This window comes from Flavonifractor sp. An100 (assembly GCF_002161175.1).
Taxonomy (GTDB): Bacteria; Bacillota; Clostridia; order Oscillospirales; family Oscillospiraceae; genus Lawsonibacter.
Genome location: NZ_NFMA01000009.1, coordinates 73,289 through 96,899 on the forward strand (window position 1 = coordinate 73,289; position 23,611 = coordinate 96,899).

Here is a 23,611-nt window from a genome sequence, read left to right on the forward strand (position 1 = left end):
ACCCGTCCTCCCCCTGTAGGGGAGGACGGGTTTCTCGCTTTCTTAGCTGTTTCCTTACTTCACGCTCTCCAGGAAGCGCAGGAAGGCCTGCTTGCCCTCCTGGCTGCGCTTATAGACGCCGGCGTGCTCCAGGACCTGGGCGAAGATCAGACCGGTCTCCTTCTCCACGATCTCCAAGGCATTTTCCTTGGTAAAGGTATACTTGTCCCGGAAGCTCTCCGCCCAGTCGGCGTGCTTCTCGGTCAGCTCACTGGCCCGCAGATCGGCGCCAGTGACCAGAGCGTCCGCCACAGCGGCCAGCTCCTCCTTCAGGCGGGCGGGCAGCACCGCAAGGCCCATGACCTCGATGAGGCCAATGTTTTCCTTCTTGATGTGGTGCAGCTCCGCGTGGGGATGGTAGAGCCCCAGGGGGTGTTCCTCCGTAGTGAGGTTGTTGCGCAGCACCAGGTCCAGTTCAAATTTCTCCCCTCGCTTCCGGGCAATGGGGGTGATGGTGTTGTGGGGCACCCCGTCGGTCTCGGCGTAGATGACGGCCGCCTCGTCGGTATAGCCCCGCCAGGCGTTGAGCACCTTGTCGGCCAGCTCCACCAGCCGCTGGGGATCCTTGGAGGCAATGCGTACCACCGACATGGGCCATTTCACAATACCCGCTTCCACATCCTCAAAACCGGGGAAGGTAAAAGGTGTCTCCACTGGGGCCTTGGCCATGGCGAAGGTATAACGGCCGCCCTGGAAGTGGTCATGGGCCAGGATGGAGCCGCCCACAATGGGCAGGTCGGCGTTAGAGCCCACGAAATAGTGGGGGAACTGGCCCACAAAGTCCAGCAGCTTGCCGAAGCAGGCCCGGTCAATTTTCATGGGAGTGTGGATGGAGTTAAAGCAGATGCAGTGCTCATTGTAGTACACATAGGGGGAGTACTGCAAAAACCAAGGGGACCCGTTGATGGTGATGGGCACCACCCGGTGATTCTGCCGGGCGGGATGGTTCACTCGGCCGGCATACCCCTCATTCTCCGCACACAGCAGGCACCGCGGGTAGTTGGAGGCGGGCAGGTTCCGGGCCGCGGCGATGGCCTTGGGGTCCTTTTCCGGCTTGGACAGGTTGATGGTGATGTCCAGCTCCCCGTACTCCGTGGGGGACTTCCACTGCATATCCTTGGCAATGCGGTCCCGGCGGATATAGTTTGTGTCCTGGCTAAAGCGGTAATACCAGTCGGTGGCCTCCACCGGATTCTTCTCCCGCAGGGCCTGGAAGGTGGCGATCACCTGGGCGGGACGGGGAGTGAGACGGCCCATGAGTTCGGTGTCAAAGAGGTCCCGGTAGACCACAGAGTTCTGCTCCAACACCCCCCGGGCGTGGGCATCGTCCATCAGTTCATCCAGAATGGGAGCCAGTTCCAGCTCTCCCCACTCCTGGCCGGGATCAGTATAGCTATCCAGCTTGAGCACATCCAGAATGGTGTTGATGGCCCAAGTATATTCGCACTCCTCAATCAGCCCCGTGCGCAAAGCATAGGTAGCCAGCTTGGAAACGGCAGCATCGATCATTTCAATCACCTCGTTGAAGATGGAAGGGCTCTCAGCCCTCGTAGCCGTTGGGATGGTCCTTGTGCCAAGCCCAGGCAGTGGCAACAATGGTCTCTAGATCGTCGTACTGGGGCTTCCAACCCAGTACGGTGCGGGCCTTCTCCGAGGAGGCTACCAGCTGGGCCGGGTCGCCCGCCCGGCGGGGGCAGATCTCAGCGGGGATGGAGTGGCCGGTAACCTTCCGGGCCACGTCGATGACCTCCTTGACGGTGAAACCAACCCCGTTGCCCAGGTTAAAGACGTTGTTGTCCCCACCCTTGAGCAGGTAGTCCAGGGCCAGGATGTGGGCCTGGGCCAGGTCAGAGACATGGATATAGTCCCGGATGCAGGTGCCGTCATGGGTGGCATAGTCGTCGCCGAAGATGGAGATCTTCTCCCGCTTGCCGCCGGGCACCTGGAGGATGAGGGGGATGAGGTGGGTCTCCGGATTATGGGCCTCACCGATGGCTCCAGAGGGATGGGCGCCGCAGGCGTTGAAGTAGCGCAGGGCCACATACTTCAGCCCGTGAGCCTTGGACACCCAGCTCATCATATGCTCCATGGCCAGTTTCGTCTGGCCGTAGCAGTTAGTGGGAACGGTCTTGTCCGTCTCCAAGATGGGCACTCGCTCGGGCTCGCCGTAGGTGGCGGCGGTGGAGGAGAAGACGATCTTGTCCACTCCGTGGGCCACCATGGCCTGGAGGAGCACCATAGTGCCGTAAAGGTTATTGTCATAATACTTCAGAGGGTTGGACATGGACTCCCCGACCTGAGAGGACGCGGCAAAGTGAATGACCCCTTCAATCTTCTCTGCCTGGAACAGGGTATCCAGGGCTCCCCGTTCCCGGATATCCAGCTGATAGAAACGGGCCTTGGGATGAACCGCGGCCTTAAAGCCGGTGAGGAGGTTGTCGGCCACCACTACATCCCGGCCGGCAGCAATGAGCTCATAGACAGTGTGGGAACCGATGTAGCCGGCTCCGCCCAGTACCAAAATTGCCATAACGCGTTCCTTCCTTTCAATAACTCCGATTAAGACAGCACCACACAGCCGCCCTGAGGACGGATGTGGAGGATATGACATTTACCTGGACCAAGCAGCTGCTCCATACCCGCTTTAAAGGCGGAGAGCTTCTCATTGGGGACAAAGGCCTGGATGGTCCCGGCAAAGCCTCCCCCGTGGACCCGGATGGCTCCAGTCCCGTCCAGCAGCTCCCGCCCAATGGCCAGCGCCACGGGAATGGCCTGCTGGGAGGGGTCCGCCACCGCCCAGGTATTCTGCAAATAGATGGCGGAGGAAATACCAGACTCATTTACCAGCTCCAGGAAGTGGGCAAAGTCCCCGTTCTCCAGGGCGTCCGCCTCCTCCACTGCCCGACGATCGTCATTGTAATAGTGCAAAGCCCGCAGAACTGCCCGGTCCCCACACCGCACCCGCAGGGAGGGGATGGCAGCACGGAACTCCTCCTCGGGGACATTCCGTAAAAATTGTTTGCCGAAGTGGGCGGCAACCGCCCCCATTTCCCGGGTAATATCAGCGTAGTCATCGGTGAGGTCGGCATGGCAGGAGCCGGTGTCCACAATACACAGGGCATGGCCGGACTGGGAAAAATCATATTCCACCTTCCGTACCACCGGCGCCGTGGGATCAGCAAAGTCAATGGCCACTGCTCCGCCCACGGAGGAGCCCATCTGGTCCATCAGACCACAGGGCTTTCCAAAATAGACGTTCTCCGCATATTGCCCAATTTTAGCAATTTGAATGGGCGTAAGGGCCCCATCACAGAAGAAGTGATTGAGAATATTTCCCACCAGTACCTCATAGGCCGCTGAAGAGGAGAGCCCGGAACCGGACAGCACACTGGAGGTCACCCATGCGTCAAAACCGCCTACCTTGTACCCCAGCTCCTGAACCTTGGCTACCACGCCCCGTACCAGAGCGGCCGAGGTATTGCGCTCCTCCGCCCGGGGAAGCAGCTGATCCAAATCCACCTTCAAGGGAGGATAGCCTTCGGAAATCACCCGGATCATCCCCAGGCCGTTGGGCGCGGCACAAGAGAGCATGTCCAGGTCCACGCTGCCGCACAACACGCGGCCATGCTGGTGGTCGGTATGGTTGCCGCCGATCTCCGTGCGGCCCGGTCCGCTGAACAAAGCGGCCTGCGTTCCTTCTGCCGGTACAAAACTGATTTGAAACTCCTCGATCGCCCGAAGGGCACGGGCGCGGGCCGCCGCCAAGCTGCTGTCCGTCCCATCCAGGGCATACAGGCCAGCCAGCACCTGGTCACATTCCCCACTCGTCAGCGCGCGGCGCAGCTCTTCACAGGAACTCATCACTCGTCACCTCATCCAATTTATTGGTTGTTCTTAGTATATTGAATTTTTAGTAAAAATTCAACCACCATTTTTCCCTTTTTTAAACTTTGTAGCTGTGCACAGAAACAGCTTTCTCATTCTGTGGATTTTTACTCACATACCGGTCCGCTGCTGCTTCTCACCACCAGAGAGGGGGGCACGACCACCTTGATGGGCAGGGTCCGAAGGGGCTCCTTTCCCCCCGGACAGGCCCGGTCCGCCAACAGCCGAAGGGCGATCCGGGCCATCTCCTCCACGTGGGTGGACACAGAAGTCAGAGGTGGGTCCACCAGAGCCGAGCGAGGAGTGTCGTTAAAGGAGACCACCGATATGGATTTGGGCACCGCCAATCCCGCCCCGTTCAACGCTCTCAGGGCACCAATGGCGCTCTCCTCGTTGGCGCACAAAAAGGCCGTAGGCGGCTTAGGGCCGGCTGCCAAAAATTCTCCCACCGCCTGCGCTGCTGCCTCTGCCTCCATGGGACAGTCCAGCAATAGGTCAAGGTCCAGCAATCCCCGTTCCTCCATCCGGCGCACGAACAGCTGCCGCCGCACCTCCGGCGCCCGCTGCCTGCGGTCGTCCAGCTTGTAAGCCGGACCGATGAAACCGATCCGCCGGTGTCCCAGTTCCATGAGATGCTCCAGCGCCAGAGAAATCCCCAGCTCATAGCCCAGAACCACCGAATCGAAACGACTTTCAAAGGGTGAGGAGTCTAAAAATACCACATTGGGACTCAGAGCGGCCAACGATTCAATTTGAGCCGGAGTAAATAGTCCGATGGCCACAATCCCGTCCACGCCCTCCCCCTCTGGGGGCAAAAAGCCCTCTCCCCGGCTCTCAATGGCCAGACAGGTATACTTTTTATCCAAGCACCCCTGGCGGACAAAGCCGCTGAGATAGAGGTAATAGGGGTCGTCCAGCTGCTGAGCCGGGGTGAGCATCTCCGCCACTCCCACCCGAAGCACCCCCTTGGGCGTGCGGCCCCGCCGGCTCCGGGTGGCACTGTAGTTCAGCCGCCCTGCCTCCTCTAACACCTTCCGCCTGGCCTCCGGTGTTACTGACAGCGAGGGGTCTCCGCTGAGAATACGGGAAATGGTGGCCGGTGAATATCCGGTCCGATCTGCCAGTTCTTTTAGCGTGGCCACGTTTATCCCTCCATAATTTTTACTAAAAATAAGATACCATACCCCCGTTCATTTGGCAAGGGGACTGCCGGGTTTTCTTTGCCTTTTTCCCCCTAATCTGGTACACTAGGTTTATCTGATCATTCAAAGGAGGTTTCTCCATGCAGCCTTCCAAACGCCCCTTCGGCACCACCCGTTCAGGCGAACCGGTGGACCTGCTCACTCTGGACAATGGCCAGCTTTCCTGCCAAATTCTTACCTTCGGCGCCACACTACGCACCTTATCTGTTCCCGACCGAAACGGAGTTAAACGGGATGTGGTACTGGGATATGACACGCTCCAAGAATACGAGACCCAGGACGGTTACCTGGGCGCCGTCGTAGGACGATACGCCAACCGCATTGCGGGCGGAAAATTTTCCCTTCACAACAAGGAATACACCCTGGCCTGCAACAATGGCCCCAACCACCTCCACGGAGGCGTGGTCGGCTTCTCCTACCGGGTTTGGACGGTAGAGGAACTAACCCCCCAGCGGGCCGTTCTCTCCCTGACCAGTCCAGACGGGGAGGAGGGCTATCCCGGCCGCCTTCAGGTCCAAGTGACTTACCAGTTAGTGGGAGCCTCGCTGAACCTGCGCTATCGGAGCACCTGCGACCAGGATACCTTCTGCAACCTGACCAACCACGCCTATTTTAACCTGGAGGGCCAGGGCTCGGGTTCCGCACTGGATCAGGAGCTGACCCTGTTTGCCCAGGCATACACCCCCGCTGATGCGGTCAGTATCCCCACGGGAGTCATCGCTTCGGTGGAAGGAACTCCTATGGATCTGCGCAAGGCCACTCCACTTGGTGCCCATATTGATGAGCCCTTCCAGCAGTTGGAGTTTGGCAAGGGCTACGACCACAACTTTGTTGTGGATGGTCCCGTTGGCACCCTGCGCCCCGCCGCCATCGCCCACGCCCCCCAGTCTGGGATCACCATGAAGACGGAGACCACTCTGCCAGGCATCCAGCTCTATACCGCCAACTTTCTGGACAGCGGACGGCCCGGCAAGGACGGCGCCGTCTATGGTCCCCGGTACGCCTTCTGTCTGGAAACTCAGTTTTTCCCCGATTCCCCCAACCATCCCAACTTCCCCTCCTGTTTGCTCCCTGCCGGGACCGTTCGTGAGGACATCACCCGTTTTTCCTTTTCCATCGATTAGAACAATTAAACAACAGGCCCCACGGGAAATCCCGTGGGGCCTGCTTCTTTTTCTATGGCTGATATCCCTCCAAAAAGTCACTCAGATTATTTTGGGTTACCTTTTGATAGGGCAGCCAAACATAGTGTCCATCTTCCAAACCTACCGCCTGCTCCGGGTCCTCCTCCTTGACCAGCGCTAGCATTAAATCCAACATGGCACGGGAGATCCCTTGGGCATCATTGAGCACCGTTCCATACAGAGTTCCCTCTTTGACTGCTTCCAGCGCCGGGGCGGTGGCATCCACTCCCACAATTAACGGTAGCTCTGCCCCTGCCTCTTGAAAGGCATCGATGGCCCCCAAGGCCATATCATCATTGTTGGCAAACAGCACCTCAAGGCTGGGGCCAAATTCCTCCAGCCATTGGCTAACCTTCTCCGACGCCTGCCCTCGGTTCCAATTGGCGGTATCACTGACCACCTTTTCCACCTCTACCCCGGCATCCGAGAGTACCTTTACGGAATATTCGGTCCGCAGCAAGGCGTCTTGATGGCCCGGTTCTCCTTCCAGCATCCCGTACTGGAGTATTCCATCTCCATTCCGGTCCAACGTCTGCCGCTTCTGCAGCCACGCGTCCAGCACCAGCTGTCCCTGTAGGATCCCGCCCTCTTCCGCTCGGGCTCCTACATAATAAATTTGATCCCAGCGCTGAATATCTTCGGCCACTGGCTGGCGGTTGAAAAAGATCAGAGGCACCCCCGCCTCCTGGGCCTTATCGATCAGCACCGCCGCCGCCGTACGGTCCACAATATTTACGCACAGCATATCATAGCCACGGCTTAAAAATTGATCGATCTGGTCCATCTGGGTGGTTTGATTGCTGCGGCCATCCGCAACGGACAGGTTGATTTTTAATCCCTCTTCCCCTTCAGTCTCCTGGACCGCACGTTCCAGGTCCTGGACCACGGTAGAGATAAAGGTATCACTTTGATCGTACAAGGCCACTCCCACCCGGAGCGTCCCCTTCTCCCCGCTGCCGGAAGAACCGCATCCAGCTAACAACCCCACGCACAGCACGGCTGTCAGGAAAAGTGATCTTCCCCATCCTTTATGTGACCGGGAAGAGTAATTTTTGATTTTCCGGATCATAGATATCCTCCCCTCGTACCACAAAGAAGGGCAATTGCTCTGCATCTGCCGCCTCTCCCCGTGCCAAATGGATGGCGCTCTCCGCCGCCACATAGCCGGCTGCATAATCGCTGACGGCTGCCACGGCCGCCACATCTCCCCGCTCCAGCCCGGCAATCACTCGGGCACTGATTCCAACTCCGTAGAGCGGCTGAGGCAATGTTCCGTTTTCCTTGGCGTATACAGCCTGTTCGGTGGCCGCCGATTCGAAGGCCATGATCTGCACCGCGCCCGTCTCTTCTACCAGCGGGCTCAGCACATGGGGCAGGGCCCCAGGAGAAGCAATCCGGCTTTCCACCGGTACCCCATTCTCCTCCAGCTCTGCTTTAGCGGCCTGTAGGCGCTGGGATACGCCGGTACTGCTTCCTCCGGTATCCAGCAGCAGGACCACCCCCTGTGTCCAATCCTCCAAAACTACCTGTGCCAACGCACGCCCCAATTCTTCATTGTCCGGGCCCACGATGGCATCTGCCCCCTCCATCCAGGATTCCATACACACTAGAGGACAGGGATCCGCAACATCCTTCCACTGCTCTGTCAGGTTCTGAGGGTCCGCCGGCACTACAACCAGTGCTCCGGCCCCTCCTTCCACCTCGCGCCGCAGCAGATTTGCCTGCTCCTGGCTATCATTGGCTTTGGACAGGGTCAGGAACCGAAGCTCCGCTCCCAAATCTCCCGCCGCCGCCTCCATTCCAAGGCGGACATTCGACCATAATGTACTGTCTGACTCCCGGATGACCACCGACAGCTCCATCAAAGACGCCATTCGGTCCTGATGGGGCAATTGGGGCAGGACGACACTCAAAACCACGGCCGCACCCAGAATCACCAGAATGACCAGCTGGATCATGTCATTTCGCCGCTGCTTTTTCATGTCCTCTCCTCCCTCTGGTACTGAGCCGCCTGCTCTTCCTCCAGCGCAGGCAGTCGAATCCGAACCGTAGTTCCCTCATCCGGCTCACTGAAAATGGTCAAGCCGTACGCAGTCCCAAAGGTAAGCCGGATTCGGCGGTGGACATTGCGCACACCAATACCCGACCCGGTAGTCCGCACATCCGGACGGTTCTCATCCAGCAGAGAGGCTGCTACCTCCGGACGCATACCTAAACCGTTATCCGATACGTCGATCACCAGGTCCTCGCCTTCCCGCCGGGCCTCCACGGTGATCTGCCCGTCATCCTCTGCCGAAGCCATGCCGTGGTAAATGGCATTCTCCAAAATGGGCTGGACGATCAGTTTGAGGGAATATAGTCCTTCCGTGCCAGGCTGGGCGGTAATTTGAGTAGTGAATTTATTCTTATAACGAATCTGCTGGATGGTCATATAGTGCCGGGCATGCTCCAACTCATCACTCAGCGGAATCAGGCTCTTCCCTCGGCTCAAGGCAATACGGAACAGGCGGGCCAGGGACGTGACCATTTGAATGGCCTCCTCATACCGCCCTGCCTCCGTCATCCAGATGACCGAATCCAAGGTATTGTAGAGGAAATGAGGATTGATCTGAGACTGAAGCACTTCCAGCTCGCTGCGCCGCTTTTGCCTCTCCTGCTGAATAATATCATCCATCAGATGCCGCATGGTGGAGACCATGGAACGTACGGAATGGCTCAGCCGCTGTACCTCATAGCAGCCGCCCTCCTCAATCTCCACATTCTCCTTTCCGGCCTCCAGCTCTTTAATGGACTGCTCCAGGCGGCGTATTGGGTCGGAAATATGGGCAGAAATTCGGAAATTCAAAAAGGACATGAGGAAAATAGAGAACAGCAACAGCGACAGGCCAAACAGCAGCGCCTGCTGGGAACTCCCCGTCACCCGCTCTGCCGGCACCACGCCAACCAGTTTCCAGCCGGTATAACCCACCGTTTTTACCGTCACCTGCCGGCGTTGCCCCTGGAAGGTCTCTGTATAGGTGCCATCTCGATAGGTGGCGGCTTTCTGGTTATTCTCCTGGGCCAGACCGGCGTAAATCAGCTGCTGGCGGGGATGGTATATGAGCTCTCCGCTACCATCAATCAGGTACAGATACCCTCCATTGAACAGCTCCACATCCTGGCATACTTGTTCAATGCCCGCGAAATTCATATCCACCAGTAAAACGCCGCCCTCTGTGGTCCCGCCCCTGGTGAGCTGTACATGGCGGCTGAGAGAGACCACCCAGCGATACCGGTTATCCGGGTCCTCAAACAGCCGTTGAACATGAGGGGTTGAAAAGTGCAGGTTTTCCATCTTTTCCATGGCCGACAAAAACCAGCCCTGTTTCTCCGGCTGAGCAGATGTCTTCAATGTGGACACAGGGGCCGCGGACACCAACTCCCCCTCCCAGTCAAATACGGCGATGGAAACCAGAGCATCCCGGTTCTCTTCATAGAGCAAATTCATTCCATCCATCAAAGAGCCATTGGTCAAATCCGTATATTTGATGACGCGGTAATACATGGTATCGGAAATCCGCATCATCCGCCGCAAATAGCTGTCCAAATTCAGGTTCACCTGGTACAAGACCCGCTGGCTATTTTCTTGGGTCAGCCGCGCTGTGGTATTGGAAAAGCTCAGGAACAGGCTTAGGCCCATACCAATCATCCCTACCACTGCTACCGTGGTGAAGGACAGGGATATCACCATTTGGATGCTCATGGTCCGATAACACTGGGCCAGCCGTCCGGCCAGGTCTTTGAGAACAGTTCGCACCCTGCCCTCCCCCTTCCAAAATCCACTCACCGCCCCCGTCCTCCCCGGAATTTAGAGGGGGTCACACCAAAATGGCGCTTAAACACATAGCTGAAATAGTTTGGGTCCGTATATCCCGTCTGCTCCGCAATCAAATAGGTCTTCTCATCCGTCTCCCGCAGCAGCTGAGCGGCCCGGTCCATACGCTGCTCCGTCACATAGGCGGTAAAGCTCATCCCAGTTTCCCGCTTAAACAGGGTGGAAAAATAGGTGGGAGACAGATGGAGATGGGTACACAAGCTCTCTACACTCAGATCACTGTCCGCATAGTGTACCGCAATAAATTCCTTGGCCCGCTCCACGGTCTTCCAGGCTGAATCACTCCGCTGTCGCCCCAAAACCTCCCACAGCTTTAAGCAGCAGCCCTCCAGCCATCCCTCCAGGTCGTCCAGCGAGCGAAAGTCGTTGATGGATACCACACCGGTAAATCCGGGACCAAAGACATCCTCCACTTCCGCCCCGCCGGTCCGGGCTAACCGAATGAGGCTGGTCACCATCTCCAGGAAAAACAGGTGGCATTGGGACAACGATAACCTCTTTTCCCGTACCCGATCCATCAGTCCTCCAATCACCTGCTTGACCTGGCTGACGCTGCCCAGCTTCACTGCCGCCCAGAGCTCCCGCTGGTCCTCCTCTTCAAAGGGGAGCCGTGCGGAGTGGTCGGGCTCCAGGTCGCCGATGTAGATGATGTGCTCTCCTCCCATCAGCACCCGGTATTCCAACGCCGCCCGTGCTCCCTCCGCCGAGGCATACAACTCCTCCGGTCCGCCGCAGGGCAGTCCCACTCCTAAGGTCAGTGTGATTCCCAACAAGCTGTGTGTCAGGGCACAGACCCGCTCCAGTTCCTCCAACAACGGATAAATCTGGTCCTGCTGCTTTAAATAGACCAGCAGGGCCACCGCGTCGTTATACAAGATCGACCGCACTGCGCACCCTTCCATCTGGAAGTGCTCCTGAAAAAAGTCCCGGACAGACAACAGCAACAGCTCGTCCCGCTCCGCTTCCTCACTCTCCCCGGGCAGGTCCACATGCACCAAGACAGCCGTCCAAATGCCCTCCGGCAGTTCCAGCTCATAACGGGCCGCGCGGTCCTGAATCTGGTCGGGCTTCAGCCGCCCGTCCAGCAGCCGGGTATAGAACAGCTCCCGCAGCACCGGCAGACTCTCCTCATACCGGCGGCGAAGCGCCTCCATATCTCTGCGCTCCATCCTCTGCTGCTCCAGCTGCTCCCGCAGGCGAGTCAAAACTCCATTGAGTTCCGGCGCGTTGATGGGCTTCATAATGTACTCCGACACTCCCATACCCACCGCCTGACGGGCATATTCAAAATCGTCAAAGCCGGAGAAGACCACCATTTTGGCCGCGGGCAGGGACTGTTTCAGGCGCCGGCAGAGCTCCAGGCCGTCCATAAAGGGCATTTTAATGTCGGTGAGTACCACATCCGGCCGCAGCTGTTCCGCCAGTTCCAGTGCCTCCGCCCCGTTTTCTGCCTCTCCCACCAGGAAAAAGCCCAGGCTTTCCCAATCAATTTTGCGGCTGATTCCGACCCGGATCTCTTCCTCGTCGTCCGCCAACAGCACTCGATAGCGCTCCATGACAGTCCCTCCTTTTACCATGCAGTATACCACAATGGTCTCTATTTTGAAAATAAAAATGGCGTCCATCCGCCAAAGGGCGGACGGACGCCAGAGTGGTTGGTCACGTCAGAATAATCTGCTCTTACTTCTTCACCAGGTACTTGCGCATATCCAGAGCGCAGGCAAAGAGGATGATGGCACCCTTGATGAGATAGAACAGGTCTTGGTTGATTTCCATCATGTTCAATCCCACGAAGATCAGGCGGAGCATCAGCACGCCGATGACAATGCCGCTGATCTTACCAATGCCGCCGACGAAGGACACGCCGCCGATAACGCAGGCCGCGATACCGTCCAGCTCATAGTTGAAGCCGGTGTTGGCGGTGTTGGAGGCCACGCGGGCTCCCTCAATGAGGCCGGTGAAGGAGTACATAGCTCCGGCCAGAGCGAAGACCATAATGGTGGTCATCAGAACGTTAACGCCGGACACCCGGGCCGCCTCCTCGTTGGAGCCCAGGGCGAACATGTTCTTACCAAAGGTGGTCTTGTTCCAAATAAACCACATAATGGCAGTCAAAATCAGAGCAATCCACACATAGTTGGGGATGGGAATGCCGTTGATCTTGGCAAAGGGCAGGGATCCGGTGATAAAGTCGGTGTAGGACTTGTCCAGGCTGGAGATGGCCATACCATTGTTGTTGCCCATCTTCACGTACAGCAGCAGGAAGGTGTAGATAATCAGCTGGGTGCCCAGGGTGACGATGAAGGGGTGGAGCTTGAACTTGCCCACAAAGAAGCCATTGAAGGCGCCGATCAGGCCGCCGATGGCCATAACGATGAGAATAACCACAGGAATGGGAAGGGCGCCGATGCCGGTCCACATCTTATTGGTGGACTCAGGGTTCTGCAGCAGAGAGGCGCCCACGCAGGCGGTCAAGCCCACGATACGGCCGGCACTCAAGTCAGTACCGGTCAGAACAATACAACCTGCCACGCCCAGGGCCACCGGCAGATAGGCGGCGGTCTGGGAAATAATGTTGATCAGAGAGCTGGGCTTTAAGAAGTTGGGGTTGTCAATGGCCATATAGATGACCGCGATAATCATTAAAATCAGAAGTGCGTTATTCAGGATCAGGTTCAAAACCTGCTTGCCGTTAATGGAGCTGGCCTTGGCCTGGAGTTCTTTGGAGTCCTTGCTCATGAAACGTTCCCCCTCTTACACATATTTGGCCGCCAGGGTAAGGATCTCCTCCTGGCTGGTGTTTTTCGCGTCTACCTCACCGGCCACCTGGCCGCCGGACATGACGATAATCCGGTCACACACGCCCAAAAGCTCGGGCATCTCAGACGAAACCATGACCACGCCCTTGCCCTCGTTAGCCAGGTCGATGATCAGCTGATAGATCTCGTACTTGGCGCCCACATCGATACCGCGGGTGGGCTCGTCCAACAGCAGCACCTCCGGCTTGGTGAGCAACCAGCGGCCAATGATGACCTTCTGCTGGTTGCCACCGGACAGGGAGCGAATCTGGGTCTTCTGGCTGGGCGTCTTGATGTGCATAGCCTGGATAGACCACGCTGTCTTTTCCGTCATTTTTTTATTGCTCAGGCATATTCCGCCCAACAGATAATCTTTTAAGCTGGAAATCACGGTATTGTCCCGGATATCCCGGATCCCGAAGATACCGGTGGCCCGGCGCTCCTCGGTAAGCAGAGCAAAGCCGTTTTTGATGGCCTCCCGGGGATTACGGTTCTGGATCTCCTTGCCATGGAGCTTAATGGTGCCACCCTCCCGGGTCATAGCGCCAAAGAGGTTCTCCAGCACTTCCGTGCGGCCGGAACCATCCAGACCAGCAATACCCAGGATCTCTCCCTTATGGAGCTGGAAGGTGGCGTCCTTCAGGCGGGTATACTTACCGGCAATGTGCTCTACGTCCAGGATGACCTCGCCAGGCTTATTGGTCTTGGGCGGGAAGCGGTTGGTCAGTTCACGGCCCACCATCAGCTTGATGATCTCATCCATGGTTAGTTCCTTGGCCGGACGGGTGGCCACCCACTGGCCGTCACGCATGATGGTCACATCGTCACTGATCCGGAGGATTTCCTCCATTTTGTGGGATATGTAGATAATGCCGCAGCCCTTTTCCTTGAGCATGTTGATGATCCGGAACAGGTGCTCCACTTCCGTCTCCGTCAGAGAAGAGGTGGGCTCGTCAAAGACGATAATCTTGGAGTCATAGGACACCGCCTTGGCGATCTCCACCATCTGCCGCTGGGACACGGGCATGGTAGACATGACGGCGTTGGGGTTGACGTGGACCTCCAGGGTATCGAAAATCTCTTTGGTACGCTTGTCCATGATCCGCTCGCTGACCATCAGTCCGCCGATCTTGGGGTAGCGTCCCAGCCACAGATTGTCCTTCACGGTGCGGGTCAGGGCCTGGTTCAGCTCCTGGTGCACCATGGCCACTCCGTTTTCCAGGGCCTCCTTGGAGCTTTTAAAGTTGATCTCTTTTCCATCCAGAGTAATGGTTCCGCTGTCTTTACTGTAAATGCCGAACAGGCACTTCATCAGAGTAGATTTTCCTGCGCCGTTTTCTCCCATCAGGGCGTGCACGGTGCCAGCCCGGACGGTGAGGTTTACGTTGTCCAAAGCCTTGACGCCAGGAAATTCTTTGCTGATGCCGCGCATCTCCAGCAATGCCGGCTGATCCATATGGTTCCTCCTCTCCATTTTCAGCGTGGAGCCGCTGCCTCAAGTCCGCTTTTCTTTCGGAGCTCAGGCAGAGGCTCCACGGGGGAAGCGGGGCTGCCAAAGCATCCCCGCTTGTCCGTTGGGTTTCTAGGGGCGAGTCTAAAGCGTTTCCTGTGTCTTATTCCTCGCCGGTGTAGATGCCGTAAGGCACGCGGACCTTATCCACGCTCTCGTCCACGTTGTAGCCGTTGGCGCTGTCAATGCTGGTCATCAGGTCGGAACCGCTCTGAACATTGCCCACCAGAGCGGCGATGGTGTTGGCCATGCCCTCGGCGTCCTGCTTGATGGTGCCGGTCATCTGGCCAGCGTTGATCTTCTCCTTGGCGGAGTCGGTGGCGTCCACGCCGAAGACGGGGATCATCTTGCCGCCCTCTTCGCCCAGGTTGTAGCCAGCGGGCTGCAGAGCAGCGATGGCGCCCTCGGCCATGCCGTCGTTGTTGGCGATTACCAGCTCAACCATGTTGCCGTTGGCCTCGCTGTACTGAGCCAGGATGGTGTTCATGTAGTCGGTAGCAGCCTGAGCGGACCAGGCGCCAGTGGTGTCAACCAGGTACTTGGAGGTGTTGTCAGCGGCATAGAAGGACAGCTCGGGCTTGCCGGCAGCCACCAGGGCCTCGTTACAGTCGGTCACAGCAAACTCAGTACGGAACTCAGCCTCGGCGTTGCCTTCCTGGCCCTTGAACATAACATAGGAGATGACGCCATCACCGTTCAGGTCAACGGTGTCGTAGTTGGCCAGCAGGTACTCAGCGATCATGTCGCCCTGCATGTGACCGGCCTCAGCGGCGTCGGTGCCCACGAAGGCGCACTTCTCATAGCTGTTAACAACCTCGTCAGCCACTTCACGGTTGAAGAAAATAACGGGAATATCGGCGGCCTTAGCGGCGTCGCAGATCTTCTGAGCGGCGTCGGGAGAAGAGGTCTCCACGATGTTGACGATCAGCAGGTTCACACCATTAGCAATGGCGGTGTTGACCTGGTCGGTCTGGGTGGGCTGGGTGTTGGCGCCGTCATAGTTGGTGTACTTCACGCCCATCTCCTTGAGCTTGGCGTCCATGTTGTTGCGCACGCTGGTGATGTATATGTCGGCGAAGTTGTAGTAGAACACACCTACGTTCAGCTCCTCAGCCTGGCTGGCGGAGTTACCGCCCTGAGACTGAGAACCAGTGCTGGAGCCGGCGCTGGAGCTGCTGCTATTACCAGAACAGCCGGCGAAGAGCCCGATGATCATGACCGCGGCCAGGGCAAGAGCCAGTTTCTTCTTCATGTTCGTTCCTCCTAAATTTTATCGATGAGTTTTCTCATTCTCTCAAGCAGGACAACCCCTTGAGACGCTTCTATTGTAGATGGTATCCAGGAAAAAAACGATAGAAAAATCTCCTCAATTCTATAAAAAAACTTAGTTTTCCATTCAAGTGGTTTTTTCTTTGTCGAAAAAAATCCCCGACGCAGGTTGCGTCGGGGATTTAAAATCTGTTTTTTAACCTGGCATACCCAACGCCAATTGGGCAAGCAGAGCTGCACCTCGCCAGAGGATGTCCTCCGGTGCAGTGAAATGACAGTTATGCAGCGGCCAGGCCTCTTCCTCCGGGAGAGCAGTGCCCAGCCAGGCAAAGGCTCCGGGCTTCTCCGTCAGATAAAAGGCAAAGTCCTCCGCACACATGGACGGCTCCTCCACTGTGACGGCCTTCTCCGCTCCAAAGAGCTCCGAGGCCGTTTTCAACAGATAATCCGCCTGCTTGGGATCATTCATAACCGAGCAATAGCCATGCTCATACTTCAATTCTCCGGTACAGCCAGACAGCGTGCATACGCCATCCAGCACTTCCTTCAGCCGGTGCTCCGCCAGCTCCCGGATCTTGGGATTAAAGGTACGGCAAGTACCCTCCAGCTCACACTCCCCGGCCACAATATTATACCGGGTTCCGCCCTGGAACCGTCCGATGGTAATAACCGCTGACTGCAAAGGATCTGTATTCCGGCTGACAATGGTCTGGGCCGCTGTGACAAACTGGGAACCGGCCACCACCGCATCAATACCGGCATCGGGTTTCGCCCCGTGGCTGGACCGGCCATCAATGTAGACGGAGAAATGGTCCGAACTGGCCATCAGAGGGCCAGCCTTTGTACCGAAGGTGCCCATGGGCAGCTCCGGCCACACGTGCAGGCCAAATACCGCATCCACATCCTCCAGGGCACCCGCCGCCATCATGCCTCGGGACCCGCCTACCGGCGAGAGTTCTTCTGCAGGCTGGAAAATTAGCCGAACACTGCCCTTGAGCTGGTCCTTCCTTTGGGCCAACAGACGAGCTGCTCCCAGCAGCATGGTGATATGGTTATCATGGCCACAGGCATGCATGACTCCGGGATTTTCTGACGCGAAGGGAAGTCCTGTCTCCTCCGTAATCTGCAAAGCATCCATATCCGCCCGCAGAGCCACCTTAGGTCCAGGTTGGCCACCTTCCAAGTCAGCTAAAATTCCATTTCCACTGATTCCCGTACGAATGGTATATCCGCCAATCGCCTGTAGCTCTTCCAATACCCGCCGGGCTGTCTCCTGCTCGTGCTGAGATACCTCCGGATGGGCGTGGAACTGCCGTCGGAGTTGGACGAGTTGGGGTTGAATCTGTTGTGCTGCTTCCAATATCGTCATTTGAGATACCTCCTTTTCCATCCAAAAACGAAAGGCGCCGCAGAGGGCGCCTTTCACTGAATCCATCAACTGTTTGCGTTCATGTTAGGCAGCACCTCAGGGGGAATTGGACAAACATAAGGCTTTCCCTCAGTTTCTCGGATAAACTCCTCCCGAGCACGGACTGCAATCTGGGGATCGTCCACCACCTGCCGGCCTGCATGAGCCAGCACAGAGGCAGCGTACAGCATTCCCTTCACTGCCGTCCCACTCTTACCCTGGGCCACCATCTGCCACGAATGAGCCGGTGTTCCAGGAGTAAAGCACGCTCCTACAAATTGGGCTGTGGGTACCACATGGCTACAATCTCCCACATCCGAGGAACCAGGGATATTCATATCCTGGTGCTGATGCTCCACAACAAAATCTGCCATGGGCATCTCCCGATAGCGCTGAGACAACTGACGCTTTTTCGCGCCTGTCACCCCAAGCAGCGACAAATCGCTTCCCGGATCAACATCTTGGTAGGTCTCTTTTATCGCACGAGCAAATTCCAGCTCCTGCTCCGTATACTGAGGAAGTGGTACCGCACACATGCTGTCATACAGCAGCTGCTCCAATACGGAGTTGGAAAGGACATTGGAGCACGCCTTATCAAAGACAATCTCCACCTGTGTCTCCGTCATCAATGCTGCACCCTGGGCAATTTTACACACCCGATCGTACAAAGCCTTGACTTTATCCGAATCCGTCGAGCGAATCAGATAAATTACTTCCGCATGGTTTTGAACCACATTGGGAGAAATTCCGCCTGTATCTGTCACCGCATAGTGCAAGCGATCAGTAGGCTCTATATGCTCCCGCATATAGTTGGCCCCCACATTCATCAGCTCCACCGCGTCCAGGGCACTGCGTCCTAAATAGGGAGCGGCTGCGGCATGAGAGGACTTGCCCTTAAACCGGAAATATGCCTGACAATTGGCCTGCATCGAGCCCGTCATAACTGCATTTCCACCGCCTGGATGCCACGTCAACGCTACATCCAGCCCATCAAACACGCCTGCGCGCGCCAAATAGGCTTTGCCCGATCCGCCTTCCTCTGCCGGACATCCCACCAGTACCACAGTACCGGAACGGCCGCTCTCCTTCAGATAATCCCGAAGCATCAAGGCCGCTCCCACGGAAGCAGTGCCCAGCAGATTGTGGCCGCAGCCGTGGCCGTTCCCTGTCCCCTCCCGGGGGCAGGGATGGACCACATTAGCGCACTGACTCAAACCAGACAGAGCATCAAATTCTGCCAGCAGGCCGATCACCGGATGGCCCGCCCCCGCTTTCGCGGTAAAGGCGGTGTCCATGCCGGCCAGCCCCATCTCCACCTCAAAGCCCTGGTCACGCATAACGTCAGCCATTGCTTGTGCGGAGTGGTGCTCACAGAACTTTAGTTCCGCATAATCCCATATGGTTTCATTTAGTTTTGTGAGAAGCTGTTTATAATCTTCCATGATGATACCTCAAACAGATTGCGCTCAGAACAGATTCCTTTGCTATCAGTTACCCTTAAAGCTGCTACCAAAGGAGATTCGGCTGGACACCACAGCGCAAATCACGCAGGCCACAGCGATACCGGTAGCCGCCAGAGCGGTCACCACAGCACCAGACTGCATGGGCATGACGATGAACATGTTCAGCATGGCAAAGTAAATAATACTGGTAATGGTATAAGACAGGGAGTAGTTAGCCAAAGCAGGGCTCTCCAGCTCGGGGTCACACACACGCAGCAGCAGCACGCCGGTGAGGAACACGCCGGTAGCCATGCCGTAGGTACCGATCATCTGCTCGAACCAGTAGCCCTTCAGCAGACGCTTGCACAGGAAGAACAAAACAGCGGTAGTGACAATGTAACCAAGGACCACCATGACCAGAATGGGAACGATGTAAGTGGCCACAGCCTGGATGGGCAGGCTGGCGATGGCAGCGATTACGGCAAACTCGGTAAAGGAGCTGGAGATCTTGCTCTTGATCTTGCCGTCCACCAGATAGTCTACCTTCAGCTTGCAGATGATGCCCCAAATAATGAACATCATGATCATGCCATAAGCCCACACGGAGATGTCAGAGAGAACGGGGATACCAGCCACCAGCTTGAGCACCAGGTAGGCCAGACCGCAGGCGATGAAGATCAGAGCGGCGTGGAAGGCCACAGTGTCAATAGAAGAGGACATGGTGGTCTCACGGCCCACAGAGGCCTGCTTGTTAATGTCCCGCTCATAGCCAATGCGGATGGGTTCCGGAATGTCGGCAGGCTTCTTCAGCAGGGCGGTGTGACCATGACGGGCAGCCCAGTTGATCAGAGCGATACCGATGAGGATGCCGCCTACAATGCCAAAGGTGGCGGTCGTAGTGGCAACACCCTGAGAGGTCTCCCAGTAGGGCAGGTTCAACTCAGAGAGCATGTTGCCCAAGGTACCAGCGGTGCCGTGGCCGCCCACGAAGCCGATGGCCAGCTCAATGCCGAACACATCATACAGATCGTAAGCGCCGGAAAACGCTACATGAGTACCATAGCCCACAGCAAACTGGAACATGGAGGCACCCAGGCCAATGAACATCAGGGGAACCACATTCTTCAGGAAGCCGGGATCGGTGTCAGAGCTGGCACCGCCGCCGATGCGCAGGCCCAGAGGCACTGCAGCTACCACAGGCACGATCAAAACGCCGGGCAGCAGGGAGTAGACGGAAAACCACTCGGCCGGAACGGGCAGCACGTTGAAGCACTGGGGCCCCAACAACAGGAGGATAAAGCCGCCAATAACCGAGGCAGGAATGAAGGTCTTCTGCAGTACCTTCACCTTGGCACGCAGGAACACGCCCAAAACCAGGAACGCGCCCAACAAAGCCAGACTTTTCAGGAGATCAGTAAGCATTGCTGATGTCATAATTTCTACCTTCCTTTCTCACAGCTCACATTTAAGGACATGCGCTAGTTAAGTCCTTAACTCTTTGTTCATAATATCACCTTTTGTCGAAAAAGTCAACCCTGTGCCCCCTTCCACCATTTGACGCTGGTAAAAATATATGTTATGATGGGCAAAACATCCCTTTTTCCCAACAATTCTTGAACAGAAGGTAATAAAATCTATGTTTACTGTTGCCATTGTCAGCCCAAGCCGCTCTATGGAACCGATCAATAAGGTAATTGCGGAGCACGATTTTGGCTGTAAGTTCCACAAATATATTTACAATGAACTTTCGGACATCGACTGGATTTACGCAGACTGTAAAGACTCCTGTGACGTCATTTTCTTTTCTGGAGAACTGGGGTACCACTACATCCGAAAACGGTTCCCCGATATTCAGCTGCCCTGCTCCTTCACCGCATATGGAACAAAAGATATCCTCTCTATTTTATTAAAATTCAAAATACAGTATCCAGATACTCCCCTCAACCGGGTATTTGTGGATTTTCTAACCCCGTTAAACAATTTTATGGACATGCAGCGCTACATTGATCCCCAGGACATGCCTTTTTTCTTCGAGGACAGCATCTATGATTATGCTCACATCACAAAGCGTACACAGCAGTTATGGGATGAGGGAAAAATTGATTTGGTCATCAGCCGGAGCATCAATAATCTCCCCCGTTTAGACGAAATGCACATCCCCTATCTGGCTGTATTTCCCTCTGAAGTGATGATTCGGGAATCCATTGAAACGGCCCTGAATGATTTGCGCCTGAATCAAATTGAACCCATGGAGCACATTGTAGTCATGATCCGACTCCCCTTCGGTGAAAACTGTCCGCAAGAAGAGCGTGAATACCGAAAAGCAACTCTCTACAAGCTTTTAGTGGATTATCGTCGGGATGCTGCACGCTCCTTCTCTATCTCCATTGGCACAAATCAGTTTGAACTTACGGCTCAACGCCCCACTCAAACTGCTTCCCCCCAACATATGCGGAACTTAATTCTACGCCTGCAGAGCAGCCTGAATTTTCCTTTTCGCGTCGGTATTGGCCTGCACACCAATGAGGATCGCTGTCACTATTTGGCTGAACGAGCCCTTTTGGAGGCCACCCGCCATGGTGCAAATGATGGCTTTTTTGTTGGGGGAGACAACGAGACTCTTACTGGTCCCCTCTCCTCCCCTTCCCTTCCTACCTATAGTTATTCCAACGAAAAAGCAATTATGTTGGGACGAAAAATTGGAATCAGCCAAGCAAACCTATTAAAACTGGTTGGCCTGTTCCAGGCTGATCAGTCCGCTGTCCTTACTGCCTCCTCCATTAGCCACCTTCTTAATATAACACCCCGCAGCGCCAGCCGGATTCTCCTGAAACTCCATGAGCTTGGCTTGATTCGTCCTGCTACTGATACCCCGAACGGAGAGCGTAAGGGCCGGCCACAGCACCGCTTCCACTTTCTTTCCAATCCCTTCAAAGCAGCGCTGGTTGAACCATCAGAGCCTGTATAAGAACTAAAACAAAAAGCCACACCATTTTTCGGTGTGGCTTTTCTTCACGCTAGAGAAAATTAGATTGATCAGTCTTTTCTCAAAAAAAATGGAGCAAGCGAACATTCGCTTGCTCCATTTTGGTACGGCTGAAGGGATTCGAACCCCCGACCTTTTGGTTCGTAGCCAAACACTCTATCCAACTGAGCTACAGCCGCATACTGGGAAGAGGCGTTCCTCTTAACAGCTTGGTTATTATAGCATGCCCATTTGGAAAATGCAAGTACTATTTTGAATTTTTTGAATTTTTTTCTAGCCCATTGCCAATTAAAAATGGGTGTGCCGATATTCATCGGCACACCCATGGGCAAACATAGTTGCAACCTTACAATTAGCCACCGAACACCTTGATCATGAAGCCGGCAGCCACAGCGGAGCCGATAACACCGGCCACATTGGGGCCCATAGCGTGCATGAGCAGGAAGTTGGCGGGGTTCTCCTTCTGTCCCACCACCTGAGACACACGGGCGGCCATGGGAACGGCAGACACACCAGCGGAGCCAATCAGGGGATTGACCTTTCCCTTGGTCAGGACATACATCACATCGCCAAAGAGAACACCGCCAGCAGTGGACAGCATGAAGGCAAACAGGCCCAGGAACACAATGGCCAGGGTCTGACCAGTCAGGAAGCTGTCATAGGTGGCCTTGAAGCCCACGGACAGGCCCAGAGGAATCGTCACAATGTTCATCAGAGCGTTCTGGGCGGTGTCGGACAGACGGTCGCACACGCCGCACTCCCGGAACAGGTTGCCCAGCATCAGCATACCGATCAGAGGAGCGGTATCAGGGATCAGCAGGATGACGAAGATGGTCACGGCGATGGGGAAGATAATCTTCTCCGTCTTGGAGACGGCACGCAGCTGGGTCATCTTGACCTTGCGCATCTCCTTGGTGGTCAGCAGCTTCATAATGGGAGGCTGAATCAGAGGAATCAGCGCCATATACGAATAGGCTGCGATTGCGATAGCCGGCAAGATGGAACTGGCCAACTTGGAAGCCGTCAAAATTGCGGTCGGGCCGTCCGCGCCGCCAATGACGCCGATGGCAGCCGCCTGGGCGGGCGTGAAACCCAGAACCAGAACGGCCAGCAGGAAGGCGGTGAAAATGCCCAGCTGAGCGGCAGCGCCCAGCAGCAGGGACATGGGGTTGGCCAGCAGAGGACCAAAGTCGGTCATGGCGCCAATGCCCATAAAGATAATGGACGGATAGATGGCATACTGAACGCCCTGATAGAGTACCCACATAAAGCCTACGGATCCACTATGGGTGGCCGCGTCGTAGACCGGCTCATTGAACAGACCGGTCAGGGGCAGGTTAGCCAGCAGCATACCGAAGGCAATGGGGACCAGCAGCAGGGGCTCAAACCCCTTGCCGATGCCCAAATACAGCAGGACACAGGCAATGACCAGCATAATAACCTGGCGCCAGTCAGTGGGCAGGTAGGCAAAGCCCGAGCCTCCGAAAATCGCAACTAATACTTCAGTAAAGAAACTCATACTTCACCCCTCCTCTCAACCGATGGTGACCAACAGGTCATCGGTGTTGACTGTGGAACCCACCACAGCGGCCACAGACTTGACAGTGCCGTCCACGGGAGCGGAGACCTCGATCTCCATCTTCATGGCCTCCAGCACCACCAGCACGTCGCCGGCCTTTACCGGCTGACCCACGGAGCACTCCACCTTGAACACATTGCCCGGCATGGGGCTGTTCACGGCTGTCTCACCGGCGGCAGGAGCCGCGGGGGCAGGAGCCGCAGGGGCGGGAGCGGGGGCAGGAGCAGGAGCCGCAACAGGAGCAGCTGCGGGAGCCGCAGCCACAGGGGCCGCAACAGGAGCAGCAGGAGCGGAAGCGATATTGGTGATTCGGAAGGAGTTGGGAGACATCCCGGACTCCTCCGCCACAGCAGCCATCATCACAGCCACAAGCTCGCCCTCATCCACAGCGGGGGCGGCGGGAGCCGCGGCCGGCTTGGGGGCAGGGGCGGGAGC

The 23,611-nt window shown here is 56.4% G+C and carries 18 protein-coding genes and 1 tRNA gene; 2 read left to right on the forward strand and 17 right to left on the reverse strand.

Annotated elements, in window-relative coordinates; all coding sequences use genetic code 11:
- Positions 1-54 precede the first annotated feature (54 nt).
- The 4 genes from galT to B5E43_RS07125 form a co-directional block, all read right to left on the reverse strand.
- Positions 55-1,548: a UDP-glucose--hexose-1-phosphate uridylyltransferase gene (gene galT / locus B5E43_RS07110; protein WP_087395010.1), complete on the reverse strand. Its 1,494-nt coding sequence runs from the start codon at positions 1,546-1,548 to the stop codon at positions 55-57.
- 31 nt (positions 1,549-1,579) lie between these two features.
- Complete coding sequence (gene galE, locus B5E43_RS07115) at positions 1,580-2,569, reverse strand: UDP-glucose 4-epimerase GalE (RefSeq protein WP_087395014.1); 990 nt, start codon at positions 2,567-2,569, stop codon at positions 1,580-1,582.
- 29 nt (positions 2,570-2,598) lie between these two features.
- Positions 2,599-3,900 carry a galactokinase family protein gene (locus tag B5E43_RS07120; RefSeq protein ID WP_242964753.1) on the reverse strand — a complete coding sequence of 434 codons (1,302 nt, stop codon included), beginning with the start codon at positions 3,898-3,900 and terminating at the stop codon, positions 2,599-2,601.
- 131 nt (positions 3,901-4,031) lie between these two features.
- On the reverse strand, positions 4,032-5,066 hold the full coding sequence (locus B5E43_RS07125; protein ID WP_087395017.1) for a LacI family DNA-binding transcriptional regulator: 1,035 nt from the start codon (positions 5,064-5,066) through the stop codon (positions 4,032-4,034).
- A 140-nt stretch (positions 5,067-5,206) separates the two neighbouring features.
- Here B5E43_RS07125 and B5E43_RS07130 point away from each other — a divergent pair, with 140 nt between their 5' ends.
- A complete protein-coding gene (locus B5E43_RS07130; RefSeq protein WP_087395020.1) occupies positions 5,207-6,250 on the forward strand; it encodes an aldose epimerase family protein in 1,044 nt (347 codons plus the stop codon).
- Positions 6,251-6,302: 52 nt separating this feature from the next.
- On the opposite strand, the gene B5E43_RS07135 is transcribed toward B5E43_RS07130, so the two are convergent.
- The 10 genes from B5E43_RS07135 to B5E43_RS07180 all read right to left on the reverse strand — a co-directional run bounded on the left by B5E43_RS07135 (position 6,303) and on the right by B5E43_RS07180 (position 20,033).
- Positions 6,303-7,379 (reverse strand): galactose ABC transporter substrate-binding protein, encoded by a 1,077-nt coding sequence (locus B5E43_RS07135; RefSeq protein WP_087395023.1) that lies wholly within the window; start codon positions 7,377-7,379, stop codon positions 6,303-6,305.
- The gene (locus B5E43_RS07140; protein ID WP_087395026.1) at positions 7,339-8,292 is read right to left on the reverse strand and encodes a substrate-binding domain-containing protein; all 954 of its coding nucleotides are present in this window, start codon (positions 8,290-8,292) and stop codon (positions 7,339-7,341) included. The genes B5E43_RS07135 and B5E43_RS07140 overlap by 41 nt, the downstream gene beginning before the upstream one ends.
- Positions 8,289-10,052, reverse strand: a complete 1,764-nt coding sequence (locus B5E43_RS07145; protein WP_087395086.1) for a sensor histidine kinase — start codon at positions 10,050-10,052, stop codon at positions 8,289-8,291. Before B5E43_RS07145 ends, B5E43_RS07140 begins: the two co-directional genes overlap by 4 nt.
- An 80-nt stretch (positions 10,053-10,132) precedes the next feature.
- Positions 10,133-11,740, reverse strand: coding sequence for a response regulator (locus B5E43_RS07150; protein ID WP_087395032.1), 1,608 nt, complete (start codon positions 11,738-11,740; stop codon positions 10,133-10,135).
- Positions 11,741-11,864: 124 nt separating this feature from the next.
- Positions 11,865-12,923 carry a beta-methylgalactoside transporter gene (locus tag B5E43_RS07155; RefSeq protein ID WP_087395036.1) on the reverse strand — a complete coding sequence of 353 codons (1,059 nt, stop codon included), beginning with the start codon at positions 12,921-12,923 and terminating at the stop codon, positions 11,865-11,867.
- 15 nt (positions 12,924-12,938) lie between these two features.
- Positions 12,939-14,438, reverse strand: coding sequence for an ATP-binding cassette domain-containing protein (locus B5E43_RS07160; RefSeq protein WP_087395042.1), 1,500 nt, complete (start codon positions 14,436-14,438; stop codon positions 12,939-12,941).
- 157 nt (positions 14,439-14,595) lie between these two features.
- Positions 14,596-15,744 carry a galactose ABC transporter substrate-binding protein gene (locus tag B5E43_RS07165; RefSeq protein ID WP_087395045.1) on the reverse strand — a complete coding sequence of 383 codons (1,149 nt, stop codon included), beginning with the start codon at positions 15,742-15,744 and terminating at the stop codon, positions 14,596-14,598.
- A gap of 213 nt (positions 15,745-15,957) precedes the next feature.
- A complete protein-coding gene (locus tag B5E43_RS07170) occupies positions 15,958-17,130 on the reverse strand; it encodes an amidohydrolase (protein ID WP_087395048.1) in 1,173 nt (390 codons plus the stop codon).
- Positions 17,131-17,195: 65 nt separating this feature from the next.
- Entirely contained in the window at positions 17,196-18,611 is a 1,416-nt protein-coding gene (locus B5E43_RS07175; RefSeq protein WP_087395051.1) for an amidohydrolase, read from the reverse strand.
- A gap of 45 nt (positions 18,612-18,656) precedes the next feature.
- Positions 18,657-20,033 (reverse strand): sodium/glutamate symporter, encoded by a 1,377-nt coding sequence (locus tag B5E43_RS07180; protein WP_242964754.1) that lies wholly within the window; start codon positions 20,031-20,033, stop codon positions 18,657-18,659.
- Positions 20,034-20,283: 250 nt separating this feature from the next.
- Here B5E43_RS07180 and B5E43_RS07185 point away from each other — a divergent pair, with 250 nt between their 5' ends.
- Complete coding sequence (locus tag B5E43_RS07185) at positions 20,284-21,579, forward strand: MarR family transcriptional regulator (RefSeq protein WP_158098990.1); 1,296 nt, start codon at positions 20,284-20,286, stop codon at positions 21,577-21,579.
- Positions 21,580-21,699: 120 nt separating this feature from the next.
- Here B5E43_RS07185 and B5E43_RS07190 read toward each other — a convergent pair.
- The 3 genes from B5E43_RS07190 to B5E43_RS07200 form a co-directional block, all read right to left on the reverse strand.
- A tRNA-Arg gene (locus B5E43_RS07190) sits at positions 21,700-21,776 on the reverse strand.
- A 173-nt stretch (positions 21,777-21,949) separates the two neighbouring features.
- Positions 21,950-23,116 carry a sodium ion-translocating decarboxylase subunit beta gene (locus B5E43_RS07195; protein ID WP_087395059.1) on the reverse strand — a complete coding sequence of 389 codons (1,167 nt, stop codon included), beginning with the start codon at positions 23,114-23,116 and terminating at the stop codon, positions 21,950-21,952.
- A 15-nt stretch (positions 23,117-23,131) separates the two neighbouring features.
- The gene (locus tag B5E43_RS07200; protein ID WP_343214281.1) at positions 23,132-23,536 is read right to left on the reverse strand and encodes an acetyl-CoA carboxylase biotin carboxyl carrier protein subunit; all 405 of its coding nucleotides are present in this window, start codon (positions 23,534-23,536) and stop codon (positions 23,132-23,134) included.
- Positions 23,537-23,611: the final 75 nt, after the last annotated feature.

What these genes read in the sequence shown, in the direction of transcription:
- galT (WP_087395010.1), bottom strand. Translation starts at nt 1,548, where the DNA reads ATGATCGATGCTGCCGTTTCCAAGCTGGCTACCTATGCTTTGCGCACG.
- galE (WP_087395014.1), bottom strand. Translation starts at nt 2,569, where the DNA reads ATGGCAATTTTGGTACTGGGCGGAGCCGGCTACATCGGTTCCCACACT.
- B5E43_RS07120 (WP_242964753.1), bottom strand. Translation starts at nt 3,900, where the DNA reads ATGAGTTCCTGTGAAGAGCTGCGCCGCGCGCTGACGAGTGGGGAATGT.
- B5E43_RS07130 (WP_087395020.1), top strand. Translation starts at nt 5,207, where the DNA reads ATGCAGCCTTCCAAACGCCCCTTCGGCACCACCCGTTCAGGCGAACCG.
- B5E43_RS07135 (WP_087395023.1), bottom strand. Translation starts at nt 7,379, where the DNA reads ATGATCCGGAAAATCAAAAATTACTCTTCCCGGTCACATAAAGGATGG.
- B5E43_RS07140 (WP_087395026.1), bottom strand. Translation starts at nt 8,292, where the DNA reads ATGAAAAAGCAGCGGCGAAATGACATGATCCAGCTGGTCATTCTGGTG.
- B5E43_RS07145 (WP_087395086.1), bottom strand. Translation starts at nt 10,052, where the DNA reads ATGAGCATCCAAATGGTGATATCCCTGTCCTTCACCACGGTAGCAGTG.
- B5E43_RS07150 (WP_087395032.1), bottom strand. Translation starts at nt 11,740, where the DNA reads ATGGAGCGCTATCGAGTGCTGTTGGCGGACGACGAGGAAGAGATCCGG.
- B5E43_RS07155 (WP_087395036.1), bottom strand. Translation starts at nt 12,923, where the DNA reads ATGAGCAAGGACTCCAAAGAACTCCAGGCCAAGGCCAGCTCCATTAAC.
- B5E43_RS07160 (WP_087395042.1), bottom strand. Translation starts at nt 14,438, where the DNA reads ATGGATCAGCCGGCATTGCTGGAGATGCGCGGCATCAGCAAAGAATTT.
- B5E43_RS07165 (WP_087395045.1), bottom strand. Translation starts at nt 15,744, where the DNA reads ATGAAGAAGAAACTGGCTCTTGCCCTGGCCGCGGTCATGATCATCGGG.
- B5E43_RS07170 (WP_087395048.1), bottom strand. Translation starts at nt 17,130, where the DNA reads ATGACGATATTGGAAGCAGCACAACAGATTCAACCCCAACTCGTCCAA.
- B5E43_RS07175 (WP_087395051.1), bottom strand. Translation starts at nt 18,611, where the DNA reads ATGGAAGATTATAAACAGCTTCTCACAAAACTAAATGAAACCATATGG.
- B5E43_RS07180 (WP_242964754.1), bottom strand. Translation starts at nt 20,033, where the DNA reads ATGCTTACTGATCTCCTGAAAAGTCTGGCTTTGTTGGGCGCGTTCCTG.
- B5E43_RS07185 (WP_158098990.1), top strand. Translation starts at nt 20,284, where the DNA reads ATGGAACCGATCAATAAGGTAATTGCGGAGCACGATTTTGGCTGTAAG.
- B5E43_RS07195 (WP_087395059.1), bottom strand. Translation starts at nt 23,116, where the DNA reads ATGAGTTTCTTTACTGAAGTATTAGTTGCGATTTTCGGAGGCTCGGGC.
- B5E43_RS07200 (WP_343214281.1), bottom strand. Translation starts at nt 23,536, where the DNA reads ATGATGGCTGCTGTGGCGGAGGAGTCCGGGATGTCTCCCAACTCCTTC.